Below are 19,779 nucleotides of genomic sequence, written 5' to 3'. Positions count from 1 at the left end.
CACGGGGGGAGGTTCCTCATCCGACGGCCTACGGCCGCCACCTTCTCCCGCAAGGGGAGAAGGATCAGGAAAGCACCCCCGCGAACACCGCCGGATCCACATTCCCGCCCGACAGCACGATCACCGTCGCCTGGTCCCTGACGTCGATCTTGCCGGCCAGCGCGGCGGCGAGGGCCACGCAGCCGCCGGGTTCGACGACGAGCTTGAGGTGCATGAACGCCCAGCGCATGGCCGCGGCCACTTCCTCGTCGGTGACGGCGGCGACGCCGGTCAGGGTGCGGCTGTTGATCGGCCAGGTCAGGGCGCCCGGCGTCGGCGCCAGCAGGGCGTCGCAGAACGAGCGGGCTTCCGGATCGATCACCTCGCGATGGCCGCTGCCCAGCGAGCGGCGGGTGTCGTCGAAGCCGGCCGGCTCGGCGCCCCAGACCTGAGTGGCGGGCGAAAGCGCCTTCACCGCCGTCGAGGTCCCGGCGATCAGGCCGCCGCCGCCGATCGGGCACAGCACCTTGTCCAGCGCAGCGCCAGCGGCCTCGGCCTGGGCGATGATCTCCAGCCCGACCGTGCCCTGGCCGGCGATGATGTGCGGATCATCGTAGGACGGCACGACGATCATGCCGCGCTCGGCGGCGATCTCCGCGGCGATGGCCTCGCGGTCTTCCTTGAAGCGGTCGAAGAAGCGGATCTCGGCCCCGAAGCCGCGCGTGGCCTCGACCTTCACCGACGGCGCGTCGGCCGGCATGACGATCAGGGCCGGCATGCCCAGCTTGTCGGCCGCCAGGGCCACGCCCTGGGCATGATTGCCGGACGAGAAGGCCACGACGCCGCGCGCCCGCTCTTCCTCCGTGAACTGCGAGAGGCGGTTGTAGGCGCCGCGGAACTTGAAGGCGCCGGCCAGTTGCAGGGTCTCGGGCTTGACGAAAACCCTGCCGCCCAGGCGGTCCGACAAGGCCGCGCTCTCCAGCAGGGGCGTGACCACGGCCTGGCCCTTCAGGCGTTCGGCGGCGGCCTGGATGTCGGCGAGCGAAACGGTCATGAGCCCTCGGTTGCAAGGCGGCCACGGCCGCACCTTTCGTTCCGACCTGCTCTAGCTCGCACCGGCGGTTCGCGCCATAAGGGAGCCGGATACTGCTGAGGGGTCAGACATCATGAAAATCGCACTGTTGACCGCCGTGGCCGGCGCCGCGCTCGCCTGCGCGACCGCCGCTTCGGCCGGCGAACTGATCGTCGGCGCCTACAAGCACGACGTCACCTTCATCGGCGAGGCCGTCGGCCTGGGCGCCGCCGGCCGCGAGGACGGCGTCGACCTGCACCTGGGCTACCGCACCGACCGCCTGGAGAACCTGACCTGGCTGGGCAAGCCGCAGGTCCACGCCTTCGTGTCGCTGAACAGCGAGAACACCTCCAACTTCGTGGCCGCCGGCTTCTCCTGGCCGATCGACTTCGGCGACGAGGGCGGCTTCTATTTCCGTCCGGGCATGGGCCTGGCCTATACCGACGGCGAGACCGGCCTGCCGCCGGTCAACGAGCCGGGCATCAGCCAGGAAGAGATCCAGCGCCGCCTGAAGCTCTACAACACCCGCATCGATTTCGGCTCCAAGGTGCTGTTCCAGCCGGAGCTGGCCCTGGGCTACCGCTTCAACGACAAGTGGGCGGCCGAACTGTCCTACGTGCACCTGTCGAACGGCCAGATCTTCCACCAAGGCAAGAACCAGGGGCTTGACGATCTGGGCGTGCGCCTGCTTTACGCCTTCTGACTTCAACGGGGGTCGCCCGCCGACCCCCGCCCGTCACCGACAATCTGACGAACGTCCGCCGCCGAGTCCTGTCGAAGGGCCGCGGGCGCTACCGGGCAGGTGACAAGGCATATCTCTATCATGGCCAACGTGACCGTCGTGGGCGCCCAGTGGGGCGACGAGGGCAAGGGCAAGATCGTCGACTGGCTCTCCAACCGGGCCGACGTCGTCGTGCGCTTCCAGGGCGGCCACAACGCCGGCCACACGCTGGTGGTCGACGGCAAGGTCTACAAGCTGGCCCTGCTGCCCTCGGGCGTGGTGCAGGGCAAGACCTCGGTCATCGGCAACGGCGTGGTCGTCGATCCCTGGCACCTGCTGGGCGAGATCGAGAAGATCGCCGCCCAGGGCGTGGCCATCACCCCCGACCTGCTGGTGCTGGCCGACAACGCCACCCTGATCCTGCCGCTGCACCGCGACCTGGACCAGGCGCGTGAAGCCGCCTCCAGCCAGAAGATCGGCACCACCGGCCGCGGCATCGGCCCGGCCTACGAGGACAAGGTGGGCCGCCGCGCCATCCGCGTCGCCGACCTGGCCGACCCCGAAGCCCTGAAGCCGAAGATCGAGCGCCTGCTCAGCCACCACGGCGCCCTGCGCCGCGGCCTTGGCCTGCCGGACGCCGACGCCGGCCAGCTGTTCGACCAGCTGATGGAGATCGCACCGCAGATCCTGGCCTTCGCCCAGCCGGCCTGGCGCGTGCTCGACCAGGCCCACAAGGCCGGCAAGCGCATCCTGTTCGAAGGCGCGCAAGGCGCCCTGCTGGACGTCGACCACGGCACCTATCCGTTCGTCACCTCGTCCAACACCGTCGCCGGCCAGGCCGCCGCCGGTTCGGGCATGGGCCCCAAGGGCCCGGGCTACGTGCTCGGCATCGTCAAGGCCTACACCACCCGCGTCGGCGAGGGCCCGTTCGCCTGCGAACTCGATGACGAGGTCGGGACCCACCTGTCGACCGTCGGCCGCGAGGTCGGCGTCAACACCGGCCGTCCGCGCCGCTGCGGCTGGTTCGACGCGGTGCTGGTGCGCCAGTCGGTGGCCATCAACGGCATCGACGGCATCGCCCTGACCAAGCTGGACGTGCTGGACGGCCTGAAGACCCTGAAGATCTGCGTCGGCTACAAGATCGGCGACAAGATCGTCGACTACCTGCCGGCCGGCATGCGCGACCAGGCGGCCGCCGAGCCGGTCTACGAGGAGATCGAAGGCTGGAGCGAAAGCACCGCCGGCGCCCGCTCGTTCAAGGACCTCAACGCCAACGCCATCAAGTATGTGCGCCGCGTCGAGGAACTGATCGGCGCCCCGGTGGCCCTGCTGTCGACCAGCCCCGAGCGCGACGACACCATCCTGATGCGCGACCCGTTCGCGGGGTAAACACGCGTCCCTCTCCCCTTGCGGGAGAGGGTGGCCTCCCGAAGGGAGGTCGGGTGAGGGGTCGCAGGACCTTGGACGCCGCGACGGCCGATCCGCCGTCGCGGCGTTTTGCGTTTGAGAGACCCCTCATCCGTCGGCTTCGCCGACACCTTCTCCCGCAAGGGGAGAAGGAAACTCCCGCTCTCCGCTAATCCCCATTCCGGGGACTACCCAAGGTGACGGTTAGCGTTTGCTTAGGTCGCGGCCGGTAGGGTTCCCTTCGTAACCGAGGGGGTTCCTGACCTTGTCCGCGCGCCGAAAGCTCGCTCCCGTCCGCAAGCCGGACCGCCTGACGCGCAGCCTGCGCGCGCTGGAGCGCACGGCGTCGACCAGCCGCGTGCTGAACCTGCTGGCCATCGCCGCCGACAGCAGCCAGCGCCCCGAATATTCCCAGCATCCGTTGTTCCGGAACCGGATCCTGAACAACGCCCTGATCGTCAAGCATCGCCTGCGCAGCGACGACCTGTTCCTGTTCGACGAAGCGCGACCGACGGCGACCAAGATCATCATTCCGTTCGAGCGCAGCGACCTGTCCCTGGGCGGCCAGTCGTTCTTCGTCGGCCAGCGCGGCTGGATCGACCTGCTGCGCGAGGCCTGCAACGACCCGTCCGACATGACGCGAGACCTGGCGACGCTGCGCATGATCGACATGCTGCCCTCGCTGGACCCGTTCCTGCTGCGCGAGCACCTGCGCCGCCACGGCATGATCGTGGCCCCCTGCTACTTCGCCCTGTCGCCGGGCGACCTGGAGCAGATGCAGGGTTTCGTCGCCGTCGAGATCTCGCGACTGATCGACCTGGCCTACCGCGACAGCGGCCGGGTCAACGGCGCGGCGGCCGCCCGCCTGGTCGAGGCCCTCTTGTCCACCGACGTCGACGAGCGGCTGGAGCCGCTGCGCGAGACCCTGGTGCTGGAGGGCGAGAGCTTCAAGGAAGGCGTCTTCAGCTGGAAAGGCTTCCTCTACTACAAGTGGATGCTCACCCGCCTGTGGCCGCAGCTGACCGCCACGGCCGGCGAAATCGGCCAGATGATCATCACCGGCGCCCGCGAGGCCGAGACCGCCCGCTATGTCGACGACGCCCGCAAGCGCCTGCAGCAGGGCGTGGTGCTGGAGCGCGCCGCGGTGCTGCGCACGATCAAGGTCTATGACGACGCCTTCGAGGACCTGATCGACAACGGCAAGCCCCAGGCCTTCCGCGAGTTCCTGCTGCGCGCGCCCGACATGTTCCTGTCGCTCGGCGAAAAGGTGGGCGTGATCTCGCACATCGCCAGCTTCTGGCGCTACCGCTTCCCCGAGGGCCAGCCGGCCATCGTCGACGTGGAAGAAGCCGTCGACATCCTGCAGGATTTCGACTCCGGGCTGTCGGCCTCGCTGGCCATCTAGGCCGTCGATCCGTCGCACAGGTCGGCGCCTGTTCATCAAGCGGTTTTTTACCCTCCTGAGCGTAAGAGTCGGGTTCGATCCTCTGGAGACCCCGCCCCGTGTTCGACGGCAACCCCCGCACCCTGCAGCGCATCGCCGCCAAGATGCAGCGCGTGCTGGTCGTCGACCCGAGCACGGCCGCCGTCCGCCTGCTGGGCGACCAGCTGCGCCACGTGGGCAACGTGCAGGTCTTCGCCGCCCCGACCATCGAGCAGGGCTGGGGCATGGTGCGCACCGTCGACCCGCAGATGATCTTCGTCGAGCATTCCAGCGCTGGCGTCGACGGCCTGGCCCTGGCCAAGAAGATCCGCCGCAGCGACCTGGCCTGCCGCCAGGCCCCGATCATCATGTGCACCGCCGAGGCCACCGCCGAGGCGATCTTCGGCGCCCGCGACGCCGGCATCCACGAGTTCATGCGCAAGCCGTTCACGATCAAGGATCTGGAACGACGCCTAGAGGCGGTGACGATGAAGCCGCGCGACTGGGTGGAGGCCGTGCAGTACGTCGGCCCCGACCGCCGTCGCTTCAACTCGGCCGAATACAAGGGCCCGCGTAAGCGCAAGGCCGACCAGGCCGGCACGCCCGCCGCGCGCCTCTCGCAGGCCCTGCGCATCGTCAAGTCGGCCGCCCAGTCGCTGGACAGCGACCCGGCCCAGGCCCGCCGCGCCCTGGCCGCCCAGGCCGCCGAACTGCGCGCCGTCGGCGAGGCGGTGAAGGAGCCGCGCCTGATCGAGGCCGCCAACGCCCTGGGCGCCATGACCCAGGTCGAGGTCACCGGCGCCATGGCCCGCGCCGAACTGGTCAAGCGCATCGACGTGCTGATGGGCTTCATGACCGACGACAGCAACGGCCGCGCGGCCTGAGGATGTTCCTTCTCCCCTTGTGGGAGAAGGTGGCCCGCGCAGCGGGTCGGATGAGGGGTTGCACGTAAAGAAACGCCGCGAAAGCCGATCGGCTTTCGCGGCGTCTTGCGTCTGAGAGACCCCTCATCCGTCGGCTTTCGCCGACACCTTCTCCCGCAAGGGGAGAAGGGTCTCACATCGTCCGATCAGAACGCCATGCGGGCGATCAGCTGGAACACCGGGCCGGCCTGCTCGCGCTCGAGCTCGTACTCGTCGAAGTTCCGGTCGTTCTGGTCTTCGATGGTGGTGAACTTGTTGAAGCTCTCCTTCTTGGAGGCGTCCAGCAGGTTCGAGCCGGTCAGGCGGATGGTCAGGTCCTTGCCGATGCGCTTCTCGACGAAGATCTCCAGGTCGCCGCCGTAGGTGGTGGTGACCTCCTCGCCGACGACGCGGCTGTAGGCCTCGCCCTGCTTGCGGTAGGTGGCCCCGAACGAGGCGCCCCAGGTCGGCAGGTCCTGGATGAAGCCGACGTTCAGCACGTAGTCCGACTGGCTGTTGAACTTGCGCGAGCCGAACTCGTCGTCGATGTCGCTGTCCAGCCACGAGTAGTTCAGGAACACGCCGGTGTTGTCGAGGCCGACGAAGGTCAGCGGCGTCGACAGGTCGAACTCGATGCCCCAGACCTTGCCGTCGCCGGCGTTGCGGGCCGAGTAGACGAAGGTGCCGTCGCCCTCGCTGCCTTCCGCGCCGGTGTTGTACAGCTCCAGCAGGTCGTTGACCTTGCGGTAGAAGACGTTGACGCCAGCGACGCCCGAGCGGCCCAGGCGGCGCTCGTAGCCGACGTCCAGGCCCCAGGCCGTTTCAGGCTTCAGGGTCGGCACGCCGGTGAAGTCGTTGTCGCCCAGCTCGGCTTCCAGGGTCGCCGGCGACAGATACTCGAAGCTGGGGCGGCGCACGGTGCGGGCCGTGGCGGCGTACAGCTGGTCGCTGGCGGTCAGGTTGTAGCGCAGCGAGGCCGACGGCAGCAGGATCTTGTAGTCGTTGTCGTAGGTGTCGCCCGAGGTGCGGTCCTCGATCGAGACGTCGGTGGTCTCGTAGCGCAGGCCGGCTTCCCACTTCAGCGAACCCGACTTGCCCGACAGCATGACGTAGGGATCCAGGCGGGTCTGTTCGAAGGTGGCGTCGCCGCCGGCGATCGGGGCGTAGGCGCCGAAGGCCGGGACCGTCGAGGCCGGCAGGTTGTAGCGGTTGCGCGGAACCTCGGTGAAGAGGGTGTCGCGTTCCTTCTTCTCGTACTGCAGGCCGAACTCCAGCTCGGCGCCCATGGCCAGGTCGCGCTCGTGCTCGATCTTGGCCGAGAATTCGGTGTCGTCGATCTCGCGGCGCGACTTGTCGCGGGTGATGCGGTCGCCGTCCGGGAACGGGATCGCGTCGCGCAGGTACTCGATCTCGTCCTCGAACTCGGCTTCCTCGCCCTTGAAGCCGGCGTAGCCGAGCTTCACGGCGGTGCGGCCGCCCAGCATGTCGCGCTTGTACTTGCCGGTCAGCGACCAGCTGTCCTGGTCGATCTGGACGTCGTTGTTGTTGATCGTCTGGATGTTGGCGTTGGTGCGGATGTCCTTGGCGTACTCGATCGAGTCTTCGTCCTGGAAGCGATCGGTGCGCACGAAGAAGCCGGCCAGGTCCAGATCGCCGCCGGCCAGCGGAACCTGGTAGCTGGCGTTGACCGAATAGTCGGTGCCGTTGCGGACGTCGGTCTGCACTTCGCTGTTGTCGAGCGTGCCGTTCGGCTCGTCATAGCGCAGCGACAGCTTCTGCTTGGGATTGCGGCGGCCCTGGATGTTGGCGCCGACCAGCAGGCGACCGGGGCCGACCTGGCCGCCCCACACGCCGCCGACGGTCTCGCGGATGCGCTTGTCGTCGAACATCATCGCGCCGGCGCGGACGAAGCCGCCGTCCAGGGCGTAGGCGTCGCGCAGCACGATGTTGATGGCGCCGGCGACGGCGTCGCCGCTGCGGTTGGCGCTGGCGCTGCGGACGATCTCGATGCGCTCGATCAGTTCGGCCGGGATGCGGTCGACGAAGAACGAGCCGTCGGCGCCGGCGCCGAACGCGCCCGAGCCCGAACCGGCGCCCGGGACCTTCTCGCCGTTGATCAGGATCTGGGTGTAGGCCGGGTCGAGGCCGCGCAGGCGCACGCCGTCCGATTCCAGCACGTCCGACAGGAAGGCCACCGACGGCACGCGCTTGAGGGCGTCGCCGGCGGTCAGCGGCTCGAAGCGCTGGAAGTAGTCGAGGTCGTACTGCAGGACCGGCGCGGTCTCTTCGCTGCGGTTGCGGTAGGCGATCTGGGCCTGGACCACGACTTCCGAGGCCGTGACCGGCGCTTCGGCGGTGGCCATCGGCGCGTCGGCCGGAGCGACGTCGGCGGCCGCGGCCTGGGCGGCGATCGCCAGCGGAGCGATGGCGCACAGCGCCAGCAGAGCGGTCTTCTTCATCGGAACATCCCCACGGACACTCCGCGCCCTCGGCCCGACACCGGGGGACACGGGTGTTCTTGTCGGGGGAGGGCATAGTTTCGCCACAACTTCTGAGCCAGAGAAGTTTCGGCGACAGTTTTATTGCGGTTTTATGTAGGTGCGCGGATGATCCGTGCACGGATCACTTGAAACGACGCGCCCAGACCGAGAAGCCGCCGACGCAGCCGAGGAACAACACGACCGCCAGCTGGCCTAGCCGCGGCTCGCCCTGCAGCCCCCTGTTCAGCAGCAGGATGCTGGCCAGCACGCCCATGACCAGGGCGGCGAGGATGAGGCGACGGCGCAGGATGGACGACATGCCGCCAAGCTAGCAGGCCGGGGCCAGAACGAAAGACGCCGCGAAAGCGGCTGGCTTTCGCGGCGTCGTGTCTTCGAAGACTGGTCGAGCGTCAGGCCAGGCAGGTGCGCTGGATCTCGGCGCGCAGCTCGGGGATGCCCAGGCCCTTTTCCGACGAGGTGGCGATCACCCGCGGGAAGGCGGCCGGGCGCTTGGCGATGGCCTTGAGCGTATCGGCCACGACCTTGTCGACCTCGGCCGGCTTGATCTTGTCGGCCTTGGTCAGGACGATCTGGTAGGACACCGCCGAGATGTCGAGGGCGTCCATCGCCTCGGCGTCGACCTTCTTGAGGCCGTGGCGCGAGTCGATCAGCAGGTAGACCCGCTTGAGGTTGGGACGGCCGCGCAGGAACTGGCGGCCCAGGTCCTGGAACTTGCTGGCCGTCGAACGCGAGACGCGCGCGAAGCCGTAGCCCGGAAGGTCGACCAGGCGCAGCTGCTCGGCCAGCAGGAAGAAGTTCAGCTCGCGCGTGCGGCCCGGCTCGTTGGAGGCGCGGGCCAGGTACTTCTGGCCGACGAGACCGTTGATCAGGCTCGACTTGCCGACGTTGGAGCGGCCGGCGAAGGCCACTTCCGGCAGGTCGGCGGGCGGCAGGCCGTCCATGCGGACGGCCCCCATCATGAACGAGACCGGCTGGGCGAACAGCACCCGGGCCGCCTCGATCTCCTCGTCGGAGTACAGCGGTTCGATCGGATCGGTCATCAGGTCGCCGTCGCGGTCTTGCCGGTCAGCCGGCCGATGATCTTGTCGATCGGGTTGTCGACCTTGTAGCGGCGCATGATGATGTACTGCTGCACGATCGTCAGCACGTTGCTCCAGCACCAGTAGATCACCAGGCCGACGGCGAAGCCCGACAGCGTGAAGGTGAAGATGATCGGGAACAGCTGGAAGATCTTCTGCTGCATCGGATCGCCGGCCGGCGGGTTCATCGCCGTGGTCAGCCACATGGTGAAGCCGTACAGCAGCGGCCACACGCCCAGGTGGGCGATCATGGCGCCCAGGAAGGGCAGCGAACCCGGATCCCACGGGATCAGGCCGAACAGGTTGAAGATCGTCGTCGGATCCGGCGCCGACAGGTCCTGGATCCAGCCGAAGAACGGCGCGTGCCGCATTTCGATGGTCACCGTCAGCACCTTGTACAGCGAGTAGAACACCGGGATCTGGATCAGCATGGGCACGCAGCCCATGAACGGATTGATCTTCTCCTTGGCGTACAGCGCCATCATCTCCTGCTGCTGCTTGGCAGGGTCGTCCTTGTGCTTGGCGCGCAGCTTCTCGACCTCGGGGGCGACCTTCTTCATCTTCGCCATCGACTCATAGCTCTTGTCCGCCAGCGGATAGAGGATGAGCTTCAGGGCGACGGTCAGCAGCATGATGGCGATGCCGAAGTTGCCGACCAGCTTGTAGAAGATCTCCAGCACGTTGAAGATCGGACGGGTGATCAGGGCGAACATGCCCCAGTCCACGGCCCACTCGAAGCGCGGGATGGCCTGGGCCTTCTTGTCCCAGAACTGCCACCAGGCCGGGGCCTGGCCGTCGCCGTACTCGTACTTGCGCAGCAGCGGCACGGTCTTGGCGCCGGCGAACAGGCGGGTCGTCTCGGTGACGGTCTGGCCCGGGTTCACGGTCTTGGCGACGGCGGCGAAGTTGGCTTCGTAGACGTCGACGCCGGCGACGGGCGTGACGTTGTACTGGGCGTTGATGCGCTCGTTCTGGGTCGGGATCAGCGCGGTCAGCCAGTACTTGTCGGTGATGCCGGTCCAGCCGCCGACCGAGGTGATGGTCTGCTGCGGCTTGTCCTTCTTCCACTTCTGGTACTTGGACTGCTCGAGCTTGTAGTCCTTCTCGCCCAGCATGCCGATCGCCCCTTCATGGACGATGTGGTTCTTGCCGAGGTCGGCCGGGACGCCCCAGCGGCGCACCGAGGCGTAGGGCGTGATCGACACCGGCTGGCCGCCGTTGTTGCGGACGCTGTCGGTGACGGTGAACATCGCGTCGGCGTCGACGGCGATGGTGCGGTTGAACACCAGGCCAGCGCCGTTGTCATAGGTCAGGGTGACGGGCGAGCCCGGACGCAGGGTCTGGCCCGGCGCGGCGGTCCACACCGTGTTCTCGCCCGGCATGGCGCCGAGGTTCTGGCCGCTCCAGCCGAACAGCGTGAAGAAGGCGTTCTCCGCGCCGGCGGGGCGCAGCAGCTCGACCGGCGGCGAGGCCTTGTCGGTGGTCTGGCGATAGCGCTTGAGCAGCAGGTCGTCGACGCTGCCGCTCTTCAGCGACACCGAGCCCGACAGGGTCGGCGTGTCGATCGGGATGCGCGGGCTGGCGGCCTTGGCGGCATCGCGCGACAGCTTGATCGGCTGGGGACGGCCGTCCGGTCCGATGGCCATGCCCGGATTGGCGGCGGCGGCCTGGGCCTCGGCGGCCTTCTTGGCGCGCGCGGCCGCTTCCTGCTTCTTCTGGTTCGGCCCCATCACGAAGATTTGGTAGCCGATCAGGATCGCCAGCGCGCTGACGATGAAGACCAGCGTGTTCTTGTTGTCGTTCTGCATGGACACTTAACCGGGATCGGAGGGATCGGACGCAGGCGCGTGCGAATGGGGTGAGACGGGCGCGGGGGAGACTGGTCCAGACGGGGAACGCTTCCCCCCACGGTCGATTTCGGCCGCGAGGCTTACCAGCGCGGATTTTACATCGTCAAGCAAACGCCCCCAGGGCCGCGAGCGCGTGCCGCCGCGAGCGATGAACACATAGTCGCAACCGGGCCGTCCATGAAGGGGGAGAAGCAGTCTGGCGGCCTCGCGGAGGCGTCTTTTGGCGCGATTGCGCTCCACCGAGCCGCCGACCTTCTTGGAGGCGGTGAAACCGACCCGGATCAGGGCGTTCTCGTCGCCCCGCGGGCGCAGCTGCATGAAGACGGCGCCGCGCGACAGCGAGGGCGCCTTGGCGGCCTTCAGGAAATCGGCGCGCACCTTGAGGCGCTCGATCGCCGGACCGGCCTTAGCCGGGGCCGAGACTTGGGATTCGGTCATGAAAAAAGCCGCCCTTTCCGGCGCAGGCTGGAGGCCTGGTTCTGGGAAGGGGCGGCTTTTGTCATGTCGTACGATCCTGCCGGAGCAGGAAAGAAGAGCGGGAAACCCCGCTCTTAGGCCGTCAGGCGCTTGCGGCCCTTGGCGCGGCGACGAGCAACGATCTTTTGACCGTTCTTGGTGGCCATGCGGGCGCGGTAGCCATGACGGCGGGCTCGCACGAGCTTCGACGGCTGGAATGTCCGCTTCACGACGTGGCTCCGAAACTAATAGCGTTGACGCGGAAGCCGGTTGGCCGCCGCGAGTGAGGGGCGGTGGATAAGCGACGAGCAGGACGATGTCAACCGCGCAAAAGCGCCGGAAGCTGAGTCAGGCCAAGGGCTTGGACCGCCTAGCCCCGCGCCCCCTGCAATAGCACGAAGGCGAAGATCGACCAGTCCAGGCAGATATGGGCGGTGAACGAGGCCCACACGCTCCTGGTCAGCAGATAGGGAATCGTCAGCACCAGCCGGGCGACGCCGATCAGCAGCAGCACCTGGACGATGTTCCAGCCGTAGGTCGACAGGTGCAGCGCCCCGAAGATCATCGCCGAGATCACCCAGGCGATGGCGATCGCCGCGCCGCGCGGCAGGCCGAGCCGGCGATGGCAGAGGGTCAGGATCGCCAGGAACGGCAGGATGGTCACCAGCTCCTCGCCCAGCAGCTGCGGCGCCGTGCCGGCCAGGAAGACCGCCCGCTGCGCGGCCGGCAGCTGGACCACGATCTCGGTGGCGGGATTGGCATGGGCCGCCCCCGCCATGCCGTAGAAGAAGGCCGCCAGCCCCGACGCCAGCAGGGCCAGGGGCATGAAGGCCAGACCCAGCAGCAGGTCGCGCGCGGTTGGCCGCGGAAACAGCGCCGTCCATCCCCTGCCCGCCGCCAGCGCCAGCCCGACCAGTTGCAGGCCGACGAACAGCAGGGGTCCGGCCAGGCCCAACGGCTGGCCGACCTCGCCGCGCGGAACCTGGATCAGGGCCGCGAAGCCGGCGACGCAGCCGCCCAGGGCCAAGGCCCAGCCGAGACCGGACAGGGCGACCGGTTCGCCGCGATAGTAGGGAAAGTCCCGCACGGGGCGCGTGGCCATGCTCGAAGCTCCGCTTTCGGGAGATAGGAGCCAGCTTCGCCCGGCGTGTATAGCGCTCGCCGTGCTCGCGGCGGTCGAAAGTCCGGAACGCCGCTGCTATCACCGGCAGGTCGACGAAAGAGGCGCACGACGTGGACCTGCTGAAGATCCTGAGAAGCTTCGAGGAGCTGCTCTTCGAGGCCATGACCTGGCTCTACTTCTATCCGCGCACCATGGCGCGGATCGTGGCCCGCCCGCTGACCGCCATGGCCTATTCCGACCGCGAGGAGGGCCAGCCCGAGGAGCAGCGCTACGACGACTCGCTCAGCCCTCCCGTGCTGCTGATCATCACCCTCGTCATCGCCAACGTCATCGGCTGGGCGGCCCACGCGCCCCAGCCGGCGGCCGCCACGCCGCTGGCCAAGGTGATCTTCGGCTCGCAGCAGAACCTGCTGATGTTCCGCTGCCTGCTGTTCAGCCTGACGCCACTGGTCGTGACCCTGACCCTGCTGCGCAAGGAAGGCGTGGCGATCTCCCGCCAGACCTTGCGGCGGCCGTTCTACGCGCAGTGCTATCTCGCCGCGCCGACGGCGCTGGCCCTTTCGCTGGGCCTGACGGGCGTGCAGCGCGGGGGCGCCTGGGGCGCGGCCGGCGGCGGCGTCATACTGGTCGCGACCGCCTGGCTGGTCTGGACCGAGACGCGCTGGCTGTCCAAGCGCCTGGGGATCGGCCGCCTGGCCGGGGCGATCACGGCGCTGGGCGCGCTGATGCGAGCGGCCTGCTACATGCTGCTGATCCTGGCGCCAGCGGCCCTGCTGTGAGCGCTCAGTAGGGGTTCATCGCCCGCACCTGGCCGTCGGACGAGACCGTGCAGCGCGAGCGGTACGAACCGGTGGCCATCGTCAGCTCCCAGTCGCCGCGGCCAAGGTCGCGCACGCTGATCGGCACGCTGCTGCCGTAGGGACGGCTCTGGTACTCGTCGGCCCGGCGCGAGCAGGCGTCCTGGGCCGCGCGCGGGGCGCTGCGCACGTAGCGGGAATTGGAGAAGCGGCGATTGTCGCGCTCGGACTGCCCGGCCAGATAGCCCTCGTGATAGCCCTCGCTCTCGTGGCGGTCGTCATAGTCCGAGCCGTAGAGGGCGGCCTGGTAGCCACGCTCGTACTCGGCGTCGTGATCGCGGTCGGCGTTGTCGTGGTTCTTCTTGTGGGCCGCCAGGGCGGCGGCCAGGCCGACGATGGCCACGCCCGCCGCCACCGCCGAGGCGTCGGGACCCGAGCTCTTCTTGCGGCACATGCTGCGGGCCTCGACGATGGTCAGGTAGCGGCCGTCGCGCGTGGTGACCTGCACGCACTGGTCGCCCCGCCGCCAGTAGCCGAACTTGGCCGAGCCGCCTTCGTCCACGTGGTCCAGTTCGTAGCCGCGGGCCTGCAGCTCGCTTTCGCCGCCGGCGGCGCGGGCGCCCACCAGGTCGCGCAGATTCCCCGGGATCTGGGCCAGCGCCGGCGCGACGGCGCCCCCGGCGATCAACCCGGCCAGGGCGGCGGCGGCGACAAGCTGGCGACGAACGGACATGCGGCGGCTCCCTGCGAACGGGCCTAAGGCCAAGACCCACGGACAGTTGAACCATGTCGTCGCGACACGTCAAAGACGCAGGCCCCGACAATTCGCGACGGTTCGGCAAGAAATTTCGTCCGCTGTTAAACGGCGATCAAACATGACCGCATAGGGTCGCCGCTCCTCGCCATCCCCGTGGCCGCCAAGGCCTTTCAGGAGCGTCTCTTGCCGCAGCGCTTGTCCCGTCTTCTCGAACGCAGGGCCGCCTCTACGGCCGCGTCGAACGAGAACGACGCCGGCTGGCTGCGCTATGGCGACCTCAAGGTCGAGGCCGTCATCTTCCTGCTGGTGCTGGTCACCTTCGCCGCCGTGCTGGGCAAGAGCGCCCTCACCCGCCAGGCGCTGGAGCTGACCCCCGGATCGCCGCAGTTCGCCGGCTACGCCTTCGCCGACGGCGAGAGCGGCGGCCGCTCGACCGTGACCCCCGACCCCAGCCGGCCGATGGCCTGGTCGTGCGAGATCCGCGCCGGCGCGACCTACACCTATTGCGGTTACGGCCTGCAGCTGAACCTGGGCTCGCGCGCCCGCGGCCTGGACTTCTCGCGCTACCAGACCCTGACCGTGCGCCTGAACTGGAGCGGCCAGGCCGACCAGCTGAAGGTGCTGGTCAAGACCGCGCCGCCGGCCGCCCTGCGCGGCAAGGCCGAGGACCTGCCGCTGGCCGCCGAGGTCTCGGTGTCTCCCGGCGCCAACACCATCGTCCTGCCGCTCGACCGGCTGGAGCCCGAGCAATGGTGGCTGGCCAGCCACGGCGTGTCGCGGCGCGACATCACGCCCGAGTTCTCCGACGTCCGCTCGATCGCCGTCGCCGTCAGCGGCGCCCCGCCCGGCTCGCTGGCCGCGTCGATGGACCAGGTGCGCGTCGAGGGCGTCCAGCTGTCGGACGAGCAGTGGTACCTGATCATCCTGAGCGTCTGGCTGCTGATGATCGGCGCCTTCCTGGCGCACCGCCTTCTGCGCATGCGCCGCGAGTTCGAGACCCGCCAGCGCCAGCAGGCGGAGGAAGCCCGCGCCCTGTCGGACGCCCGCATCGCCGCCGAGACCGCCAACGCCGCCAAGTCGCAGTTCCTCAGCCACATGAGCCACGAGCTGCGCACGCCGCTGAACGCGGTGATCGGCTACAGCTACTGGCTCAGCCGGGGCAATCTGGATCCCAAGCAGCGTACGGCCGTCGACGCCATCCGCTCCAGCGGCGAGCACCTGCTGGCGGTGATCACCGACATCCTCGATCTGGCCAAGATCGAGGCCGGCAAGCTCGACCTGCAGCCGGTCGCCTTCGACCTCGCCGCCTGCCTGGCCGAGCTGGACCAGATGTTCCGACTGCGCGCCGAGGAGAAGGGCCTGGACTTCGCCGTCGCCCTGGCGCCGGAGGTCCCCACGCAGATCGTCGCCGACCCCAAGCGGCTGCGGCAGGTGCTGATCAACCTGCTGGGCAACGCGGTGAAGTTCACCGACGCGGGCCGCGTCGCCCTGCGGGTCGAGCGCCTGGAGGGCGGCCAAGGCCAGGCGGCGCGTCTTCGCTTCGCGGTCGAGGACACCGGTGTCGGCATCGCGGCCGACCAGCTGGACGCCATCTTCCGGCCGTTCGAGCAGGTGGGCGAGGCCGCGCGCCACGAGGGCGGCACCGGGCTTGGCCTCAGCATCACCCGCCAGATCGTCGAGACCATGGGCGGAACGATCCAGGTCGACAGCACGCCCGGCCGGGGCAGCCGCTTCGTCGTCGAGGCGCAGGCGGAACTGCCCGCCGAGCAGCCGGCGTCCCTGCGGCTGGCCTAGACGTCATCCCCCAGCGCCGCCAGATCCCCACTTCCCCGCCTGCGCGGGAGAAGCGCGGTGGAAATTGCTGAATCCCGATCCGGGTCAGCCGGCCTCGATCACGCGCACGCCCGCCGCCCGCAGCGGCGCCAGCGCCTCCTGCGGCAGGTCCGGCTCGACCACCACCGCGCCCACCTCGGCCAGCGGCAGGATCGCGTAGGGCGAGGCCGCGCCCAGCTTGTCGCGCGTGGCCAGGACCACGGTCTCGGCCGACTGGCGGGCGATCAGCCGCTTGATCGCCGCCTCCTCGGGGTCGCCGGTGGTGACGCCGGTCTCGGGGTGCAGGCCGGTGGCGCCCATGAAGAAGAGGTCGACCCGCACGCGCGCGATCGCCTCGGCCGCCGCCGCGCCGACCGCGACGATCGAGTGCTTGAACAGCCGCCCGCCGACCAGCTCGACCTCGACGCCGGGATGGCCGGCCAGTTCGACGGCGATGCTGGGGCTGTGGGTGACGATGGTCGCGCGCAGGTCGGCCGGCAGGCCGCGCGCCAGCTGCACATTGGTGGTGCCGCCGTCGAGAAAGACGATCTGGCCGGGCTGGATCAGGCGCGCCGCCACCCGCGCCAGCCGGACCTTCTGCGCCGTCGCCCGCCCCTCGCGCACGCCGAACGCGGCGGTGGCCGGCGAGGCCGGCAGCGCGCCGCCGTGCACCCGCTGCAGCAGCCCCTCGGCCGCCAGCTCGCGCAGGTCGCGGCGGATGGTGTCCTCCGAAACGCCCAGCTCCTGGCTGAACGGCTTGGCGACCAGCCGGCCGTCCCGGCCCAGCACCCGCAGGATCAGCGCCTTGCGCTCGGATGTCAGCATGACTGCACGAACCTTCTTGACTCCGCACGATATTGCACGAATTTAGGCGCCGATCCAGGCCTCCGGAGTTTCCGCCATGTCCATCGCCGACCGCGTCCGCGTCGAGGAGGTCACCGTCCTGTCCGACGACTGGTACACGCTGAAGAAGACCACCTTCTCGTACCTGCGCGCCGACGGGACCTGGCAGCGCCAGTCGCGCGAGACCTACGACCGGGGCAACGGCGCGACGATCCTGCTCTATGATCCGGCCCGGCGGACCGTCGTGCTGGTCAGCCAGTTCCGCTATCCGGCCTTCGTCAACGGCCACGACGACCTGCTGATCGAGGCGCCGGCCGGGCTGCTCGACGACGCCGAGCCCGAGGCCCGCATCCGCGCCGAGGTCGAGGAGGAGACCGGCTTTCGGGTGAAGGCCGTGCGCAAGATCTTCGACGCCTTCATGAGCCCCGGCTCGGTGACCGAGCGCCTGCACTTCTTCGTCGGCGAATACGGCCCGGGCGACCGGGTGTCGGCCGGCGGCGGCGAGGCCGACGAGGGCGAGGACATCGCCGTGCAGGAGGCGACGATCGAGGAGGCCCTGGCGATGATCGACTCCGGCGCCATCCGCGACGCCAAGACGATCATGCTGCTGCAGTACGCGGCCCTGCGGCTGTTTCCGGCGGGGTAGCGGCCGGTACTCAATTGGCCGAGGGCAATGGGTTATCTGTTTCAATAGCTTATAGCAGTTGTCATCCCGGCCGCAGCGCAGCGGAGCGCCGGGATCTCCCACAGTTTTCGAACCTGCCGACGTGGGAGATCCCGGCTCTACGGATCGCTGACGCGCTCCTCCGGCCGGGATGACACGTTTCTTTGCACGCCAATTGAGTCTCCAGACCCTAGGCTGGCGGCCTCAGGGCGCCAGGCCGGGCCTGCGCGGCGCGGGCTCGGCCAGGGCGCTCTCCATCTCGCGCGCGACCTTCAGGCCGATGATCACATGGGCCTGGGCGGTGGGGTGAAAGATCCCCGAGCTGGCGAAGAACGAGCGGTTGCCCAGGTTGACCATCAGCTTGGCGAACGGCTCGCTCGATCCGATCTGGGTGAGGACGACGTCGTTCGAGGTCCGAAACAGCCGCGTGCGCGGCTTGTAGGGGTCCCATTCCCCCGGATTGAACGGCGCCCAGCCCCACGTGCCCACGGCCTTGCCTTCGGTTTCCATCGCCATGGCCGGGAAGGCGAAGGTCCGCCGTTCGGCGTCGTCGCCCGCGCACCAGCCGCGCCCGGTGAAGGCCTCGCCGTACTGCACGGCCCGCCATCCCCCGTTCGAGGCGTTGGTCGCCACGGCCAGGTTCAGCGGCGTGAACAGCGACTCGTAGACCTCGCGCCCCTCGGTCTCGTCGATCCCGATGCGCCAGCGGTTCTCCGGCTTGATCTTGTGGTCGGGGAACATGCCGTTCATCGACGTGAACAGCTGGTTGTCCAGCAGTCCATGGCAGAAGCGTCGCTCGGCCCCGTCCCGATAGAGCGGGTTGGGATAGGGGGTCTGGATGACGATGGTTCCCTCGGGCGCGACCCCCGCCATCAGGCCCCGCATCACCGGATAGACCCGCGGCAGGTCGAACATGATCTTGCGATGGGCCACGTAGGTGGGGGTGACGCCGATACCCGAGCGCACCCGCGCCAGCACCAGCTGGCCGATGGGGTCGCTGGCCTGGGTCGGCAGCAGGGCGTTCTTGACCGCGCCGGCGAAACCGATGTCGTTGCCGCCGATCGACATCAGGACGATGTCGGGCTTGCGCAGCTGAAAGTCGGCCTTCGCGCACCTGGCCGCCTTGCGGGTCGCCGTCCTGGCGTAGGCGGCCCGCTGGTCGGGCTCCAGCTTCAGCGCCGCGGCCAGGCCGCTCACCTCGATGACGGCCGTTTCGGCATCCTTGTGCAGGGGGCCGTCGCAGATCAGCTCCAGCACCTGGTCGATCTGCGCCTTCAGCTTGAAGGACGGCTTGGTTTCGGGCGCCCCGAAGTCGGCCACCCCCGGAGGGTTCTGCTGGCTGGCGATCACGCCGTCCAGCACCTCGGCGCCGCTGCAGGCGAACGAGGCGAAGGTCACCGCCTCTTTGGGATGCTCGGCCGCATAGATGAAGGCGGCGGCCGCCTGCTGCGAATAGAGCGAGCGGTGGCAGATCGGATCCCACCACCGCGCCGGGCGGATGGTGCGCAGCACCGCCCCGACCCGCCACCAGCGATCATAGGGGTCCGAGCTGGCGGTCCAGTAGTCGTGGATCGAGGTCTGGAAATCGGCGGGAAACGCCTGCGGCTGATCGGGATTGCCCTCGCCCGACGCGTAGGAGTCGCCCAGGCCGATGACCAGCCGATCGCGGATCTGGATCGACGCCTCGCCGCCGCCCGCCGCCGCCCCGTTCCGGGTCATCGCGACCGTCACCCGGGCCACCCCGCCCTGATGGTCCGGGGCCGCCGCGACGGGCGCCAGCACTGCGCGGTCGCAAGGCAGCGAGAGCGTCGAGCCGGTTCCGGCCAGCGTCCAGTCGCAGGTGTCGGCACCGGATCCGCCGACCACCCACACCCGCGCCGCATAGGCCTTGGGATAGAGATAGCCCGGCTCGTAGCCCCGCTCGGCGGCGGGACGCTGCAGCGTCAGGCCGTCGGCCCGGCGGCCAGGCCCCGCGCCCTGCCACCGCGTGGCCTCGAAGGGCTGCAGCCCGTTCATCGGACCGCCGTCCTCGACCTTGCGGCCCAGGAAAGCGACGATCCGTTCGTAGGACGCGCTTTCCGGAAAGGGTCCGTCCGCCTTGTCCCGCGTCCCTCGCAGCCCTTCGAGGAAGGCGTCGGCGGCGCTCAGTCCGGGGTCGGCGCTCAGGGTCGTCGGCGGCGCGGCGGCGCGGAACACCCGGAAGCGGTCGGCGACGGTCCAGTCCAGGGTCACGGTCTGCGCGCGAGCCGCCCCGGCGCCAAGGCTCACAAGACCCAGAACGGCGACAAGGATCGCACGCATACCCACTCCCCCCCGGCAGCAAAGCAGTCGCCCGGACAATAGAGAGCAGCGTTCGAATATCAACGATCGATGGATTGGCGCGCGGCGTTCTT

General features: G+C 69.1%; 18 protein-coding genes. 7 read left to right on the top strand and 11 right to left on the bottom strand.

Annotated features, from left to right (window positions below; all coding sequences use genetic code 11):
• Positions 1–64 precede the first annotated feature (64 nt).
• Positions 65–1,033: a threonine/serine dehydratase gene (locus G5B46_RS17925; protein WP_165260963.1), complete on the bottom strand. Its 969-nt coding sequence runs from the start codon at positions 1,031–1,033 to the stop codon at positions 65–67.
• Between the two features lie 112 nt (positions 1,034–1,145).
• Here G5B46_RS17925 and G5B46_RS17920 point away from each other — a divergent pair, with 112 nt between their 5' ends.
• The 4 genes from G5B46_RS17920 to G5B46_RS17905 all read left to right on the top strand — a co-directional run bounded on the left by G5B46_RS17920 (position 1,146) and on the right by G5B46_RS17905 (position 5,486).
• Complete coding sequence (locus G5B46_RS17920) at positions 1,146–1,754, top strand: acyloxyacyl hydrolase (protein ID WP_165260961.1); 609 nt, start codon at positions 1,146–1,148, stop codon at positions 1,752–1,754.
• 120 nt (positions 1,755–1,874) lie between these two features.
• Complete coding sequence (locus G5B46_RS17915) at positions 1,875–3,161, top strand: adenylosuccinate synthase (RefSeq protein WP_165260959.1); 1,287 nt, start codon at positions 1,875–1,877, stop codon at positions 3,159–3,161.
• 277 nt (positions 3,162–3,438) lie between these two features.
• Positions 3,439–4,584 (top strand): hypothetical protein, encoded by a 1,146-nt coding sequence (locus G5B46_RS17910; protein WP_165260997.1) that lies wholly within the window; start codon positions 3,439–3,441, stop codon positions 4,582–4,584.
• 98 nt (positions 4,585–4,682) lie between these two features.
• Positions 4,683–5,486 carry a response regulator gene (locus G5B46_RS17905; protein ID WP_165260957.1) on the top strand — a complete coding sequence of 268 codons (804 nt, stop codon included), beginning with the start codon at positions 4,683–4,685 and terminating at the stop codon, positions 5,484–5,486.
• 185 nt (positions 5,487–5,671) lie between these two features.
• Here G5B46_RS17905 and G5B46_RS17900 read toward each other — a convergent pair whose 3' ends face one another.
• The 7 genes from G5B46_RS17900 to G5B46_RS17870 all read right to left on the bottom strand — a co-directional run bounded on the left by G5B46_RS17900 (position 5,672) and on the right by G5B46_RS17870 (position 12,492).
• Positions 5,672–7,963 carry a TonB-dependent receptor gene (locus tag G5B46_RS17900; protein ID WP_165260955.1) on the bottom strand — a complete coding sequence of 764 codons (2,292 nt, stop codon included), beginning with the start codon at positions 7,961–7,963 and terminating at the stop codon, positions 5,672–5,674.
• A 163-nt stretch (positions 7,964–8,126) separates the two neighbouring features.
• Positions 8,127–8,303 carry a hypothetical protein gene (locus tag G5B46_RS17895; RefSeq protein WP_165260953.1) on the bottom strand — a complete coding sequence of 59 codons (177 nt, stop codon included), beginning with the start codon at positions 8,301–8,303 and terminating at the stop codon, positions 8,127–8,129.
• 91 nt (positions 8,304–8,394) lie between these two features.
• Positions 8,395–9,045: a ribosome biogenesis GTP-binding protein YihA/YsxC gene (yihA, locus tag G5B46_RS17890; RefSeq protein WP_165260951.1), complete on the bottom strand. Its 651-nt coding sequence runs from the start codon at positions 9,043–9,045 to the stop codon at positions 8,395–8,397.
• Positions 9,045–10,892 (bottom strand): membrane protein insertase YidC, encoded by a 1,848-nt coding sequence (gene yidC / locus G5B46_RS17885; protein ID WP_165260949.1) that lies wholly within the window; start codon positions 10,890–10,892, stop codon positions 9,045–9,047. The genes yihA and yidC overlap by 1 nt, the downstream gene beginning before the upstream one ends.
• A 6-nt stretch (positions 10,893–10,898) precedes the next feature.
• Positions 10,899–11,372: a ribonuclease P protein component gene (gene rnpA / locus G5B46_RS17880; protein ID WP_165260947.1), complete on the bottom strand. Its 474-nt coding sequence runs from the start codon at positions 11,370–11,372 to the stop codon at positions 10,899–10,901.
• A gap of 113 nt (positions 11,373–11,485) precedes the next feature.
• Complete coding sequence (gene rpmH, locus G5B46_RS17875; protein WP_012284717.1) at positions 11,486–11,620, bottom strand: 50S ribosomal protein L34; 135 nt, start codon at positions 11,618–11,620, stop codon at positions 11,486–11,488.
• 140 nt (positions 11,621–11,760) lie between these two features.
• Positions 11,761–12,492, bottom strand: coding sequence for a CPBP family intramembrane glutamic endopeptidase (locus tag G5B46_RS17870; protein WP_165260945.1), 732 nt, complete (start codon positions 12,490–12,492; stop codon positions 11,761–11,763).
• A 131-nt stretch (positions 12,493–12,623) separates the two neighbouring features.
• On the opposite strand from G5B46_RS17870, the gene G5B46_RS17865 reads away from it, so the two are divergent.
• Positions 12,624–13,292, top strand: a complete 669-nt coding sequence (locus G5B46_RS17865) for a hypothetical protein (RefSeq protein ID WP_165260943.1) — start codon at positions 12,624–12,626, stop codon at positions 13,290–13,292.
• Positions 13,293–13,296: 4 nt separating this feature from the next.
• Here the strand turns inward: G5B46_RS17865 and G5B46_RS17860 are convergent, their stop codons facing one another.
• Positions 13,297–14,043, bottom strand: coding sequence for a hypothetical protein (locus G5B46_RS17860; RefSeq protein ID WP_165260598.1), 747 nt, complete (start codon positions 14,041–14,043; stop codon positions 13,297–13,299).
• A gap of 207 nt (positions 14,044–14,250) precedes the next feature.
• On the opposite strand from G5B46_RS17860, the gene G5B46_RS17855 reads away from it, so the two are divergent.
• A complete protein-coding gene (locus G5B46_RS17855; RefSeq protein ID WP_165260941.1) occupies positions 14,251–15,861 on the top strand; it encodes an ATP-binding protein in 1,611 nt (536 codons plus the stop codon).
• An 84-nt stretch (positions 15,862–15,945) separates the two neighbouring features.
• Here the strand turns inward: G5B46_RS17855 and G5B46_RS17850 are convergent, their stop codons facing one another.
• Positions 15,946–16,704 carry a DeoR/GlpR family DNA-binding transcription regulator gene (locus G5B46_RS17850; RefSeq protein ID WP_165260939.1) on the bottom strand — a complete coding sequence of 253 codons (759 nt, stop codon included), beginning with the start codon at positions 16,702–16,704 and terminating at the stop codon, positions 15,946–15,948.
• A gap of 76 nt (positions 16,705–16,780) precedes the next feature.
• Between G5B46_RS17850 and G5B46_RS17845 the strand changes: the two genes are divergently transcribed.
• A complete protein-coding gene (locus G5B46_RS17845; protein ID WP_165260937.1) occupies positions 16,781–17,368 on the top strand; it encodes an NUDIX domain-containing protein in 588 nt (195 codons plus the stop codon).
• Positions 17,369–17,590: 222 nt separating this feature from the next.
• Here the strand turns inward: G5B46_RS17845 and G5B46_RS17840 are convergent, their stop codons facing one another.
• Positions 17,591–19,687, bottom strand: coding sequence for a hypothetical protein (locus tag G5B46_RS17840; RefSeq protein WP_165260935.1), 2,097 nt, complete (start codon positions 19,685–19,687; stop codon positions 17,591–17,593).
• Positions 19,688–19,779 lie beyond the last annotated feature (92 nt).

Source organism: Caulobacter sp. 602-2 (genome assembly GCF_011043625.1).
In the GTDB taxonomy this organism is placed as follows: domain Bacteria; phylum Pseudomonadota; class Alphaproteobacteria; order Caulobacterales; family Caulobacteraceae; genus Caulobacter.
Note: the sequence above shows the minus strand (reverse complement) of the source record. Positions and strands in the feature narration are given on the sequence as shown.

What these genes read in the sequence shown, in the direction of transcription:
- yidC (WP_165260949.1), bottom strand. Translation starts at nt 10,892, where the DNA reads ATGCAGAACGACAACAAGAACACGCTGGTCTTCATCGTCAGCGCGCTG.
- G5B46_RS17895 (WP_165260953.1), bottom strand. Translation starts at nt 8,303, where the DNA reads ATGTCGTCCATCCTGCGCCGTCGCCTCATCCTCGCCGCCCTGGTCATG.
- G5B46_RS17915 (WP_165260959.1), top strand. Translation starts at nt 1,875, where the DNA reads ATGGCCAACGTGACCGTCGTGGGCGCCCAGTGGGGCGACGAGGGCAAG.
- G5B46_RS17860 (WP_165260598.1), bottom strand. Translation starts at nt 14,043, where the DNA reads ATGTCCGTTCGTCGCCAGCTTGTCGCCGCCGCCGCCCTGGCCGGGTTG.
- G5B46_RS17920 (WP_165260961.1), top strand. Translation starts at nt 1,146, where the DNA reads ATGAAAATCGCACTGTTGACCGCCGTGGCCGGCGCCGCGCTCGCCTGC.
- G5B46_RS17870 (WP_165260945.1), bottom strand. Translation starts at nt 12,492, where the DNA reads ATGGCCACGCGCCCCGTGCGGGACTTTCCCTACTATCGCGGCGAACCG.
- G5B46_RS17850 (WP_165260939.1), bottom strand. Translation starts at nt 16,704, where the DNA reads ATGCTGACATCCGAGCGCAAGGCGCTGATCCTGCGGGTGCTGGGCCGG.
- yihA (WP_165260951.1), bottom strand. Translation starts at nt 9,045, where the DNA reads ATGACCGATCCGATCGAACCGCTGTACTCCGACGAGGAGATCGAGGCG.
- G5B46_RS17845 (WP_165260937.1), top strand. Translation starts at nt 16,781, where the DNA reads ATGTCCATCGCCGACCGCGTCCGCGTCGAGGAGGTCACCGTCCTGTCC.
- G5B46_RS17900 (WP_165260955.1), bottom strand. Translation starts at nt 7,963, where the DNA reads ATGAAGAAGACCGCTCTGCTGGCGCTGTGCGCCATCGCTCCGCTGGCG.
- G5B46_RS17840 (WP_165260935.1), bottom strand. Translation starts at nt 19,687, where the DNA reads ATGCGTGCGATCCTTGTCGCCGTTCTGGGTCTTGTGAGCCTTGGCGCC.
- rnpA (WP_165260947.1), bottom strand. Translation starts at nt 11,372, where the DNA reads ATGACCGAATCCCAAGTCTCGGCCCCGGCTAAGGCCGGTCCGGCGATC.
- G5B46_RS17925 (WP_165260963.1), bottom strand. Translation starts at nt 1,033, where the DNA reads ATGACCGTTTCGCTCGCCGACATCCAGGCCGCCGCCGAACGCCTGAAG.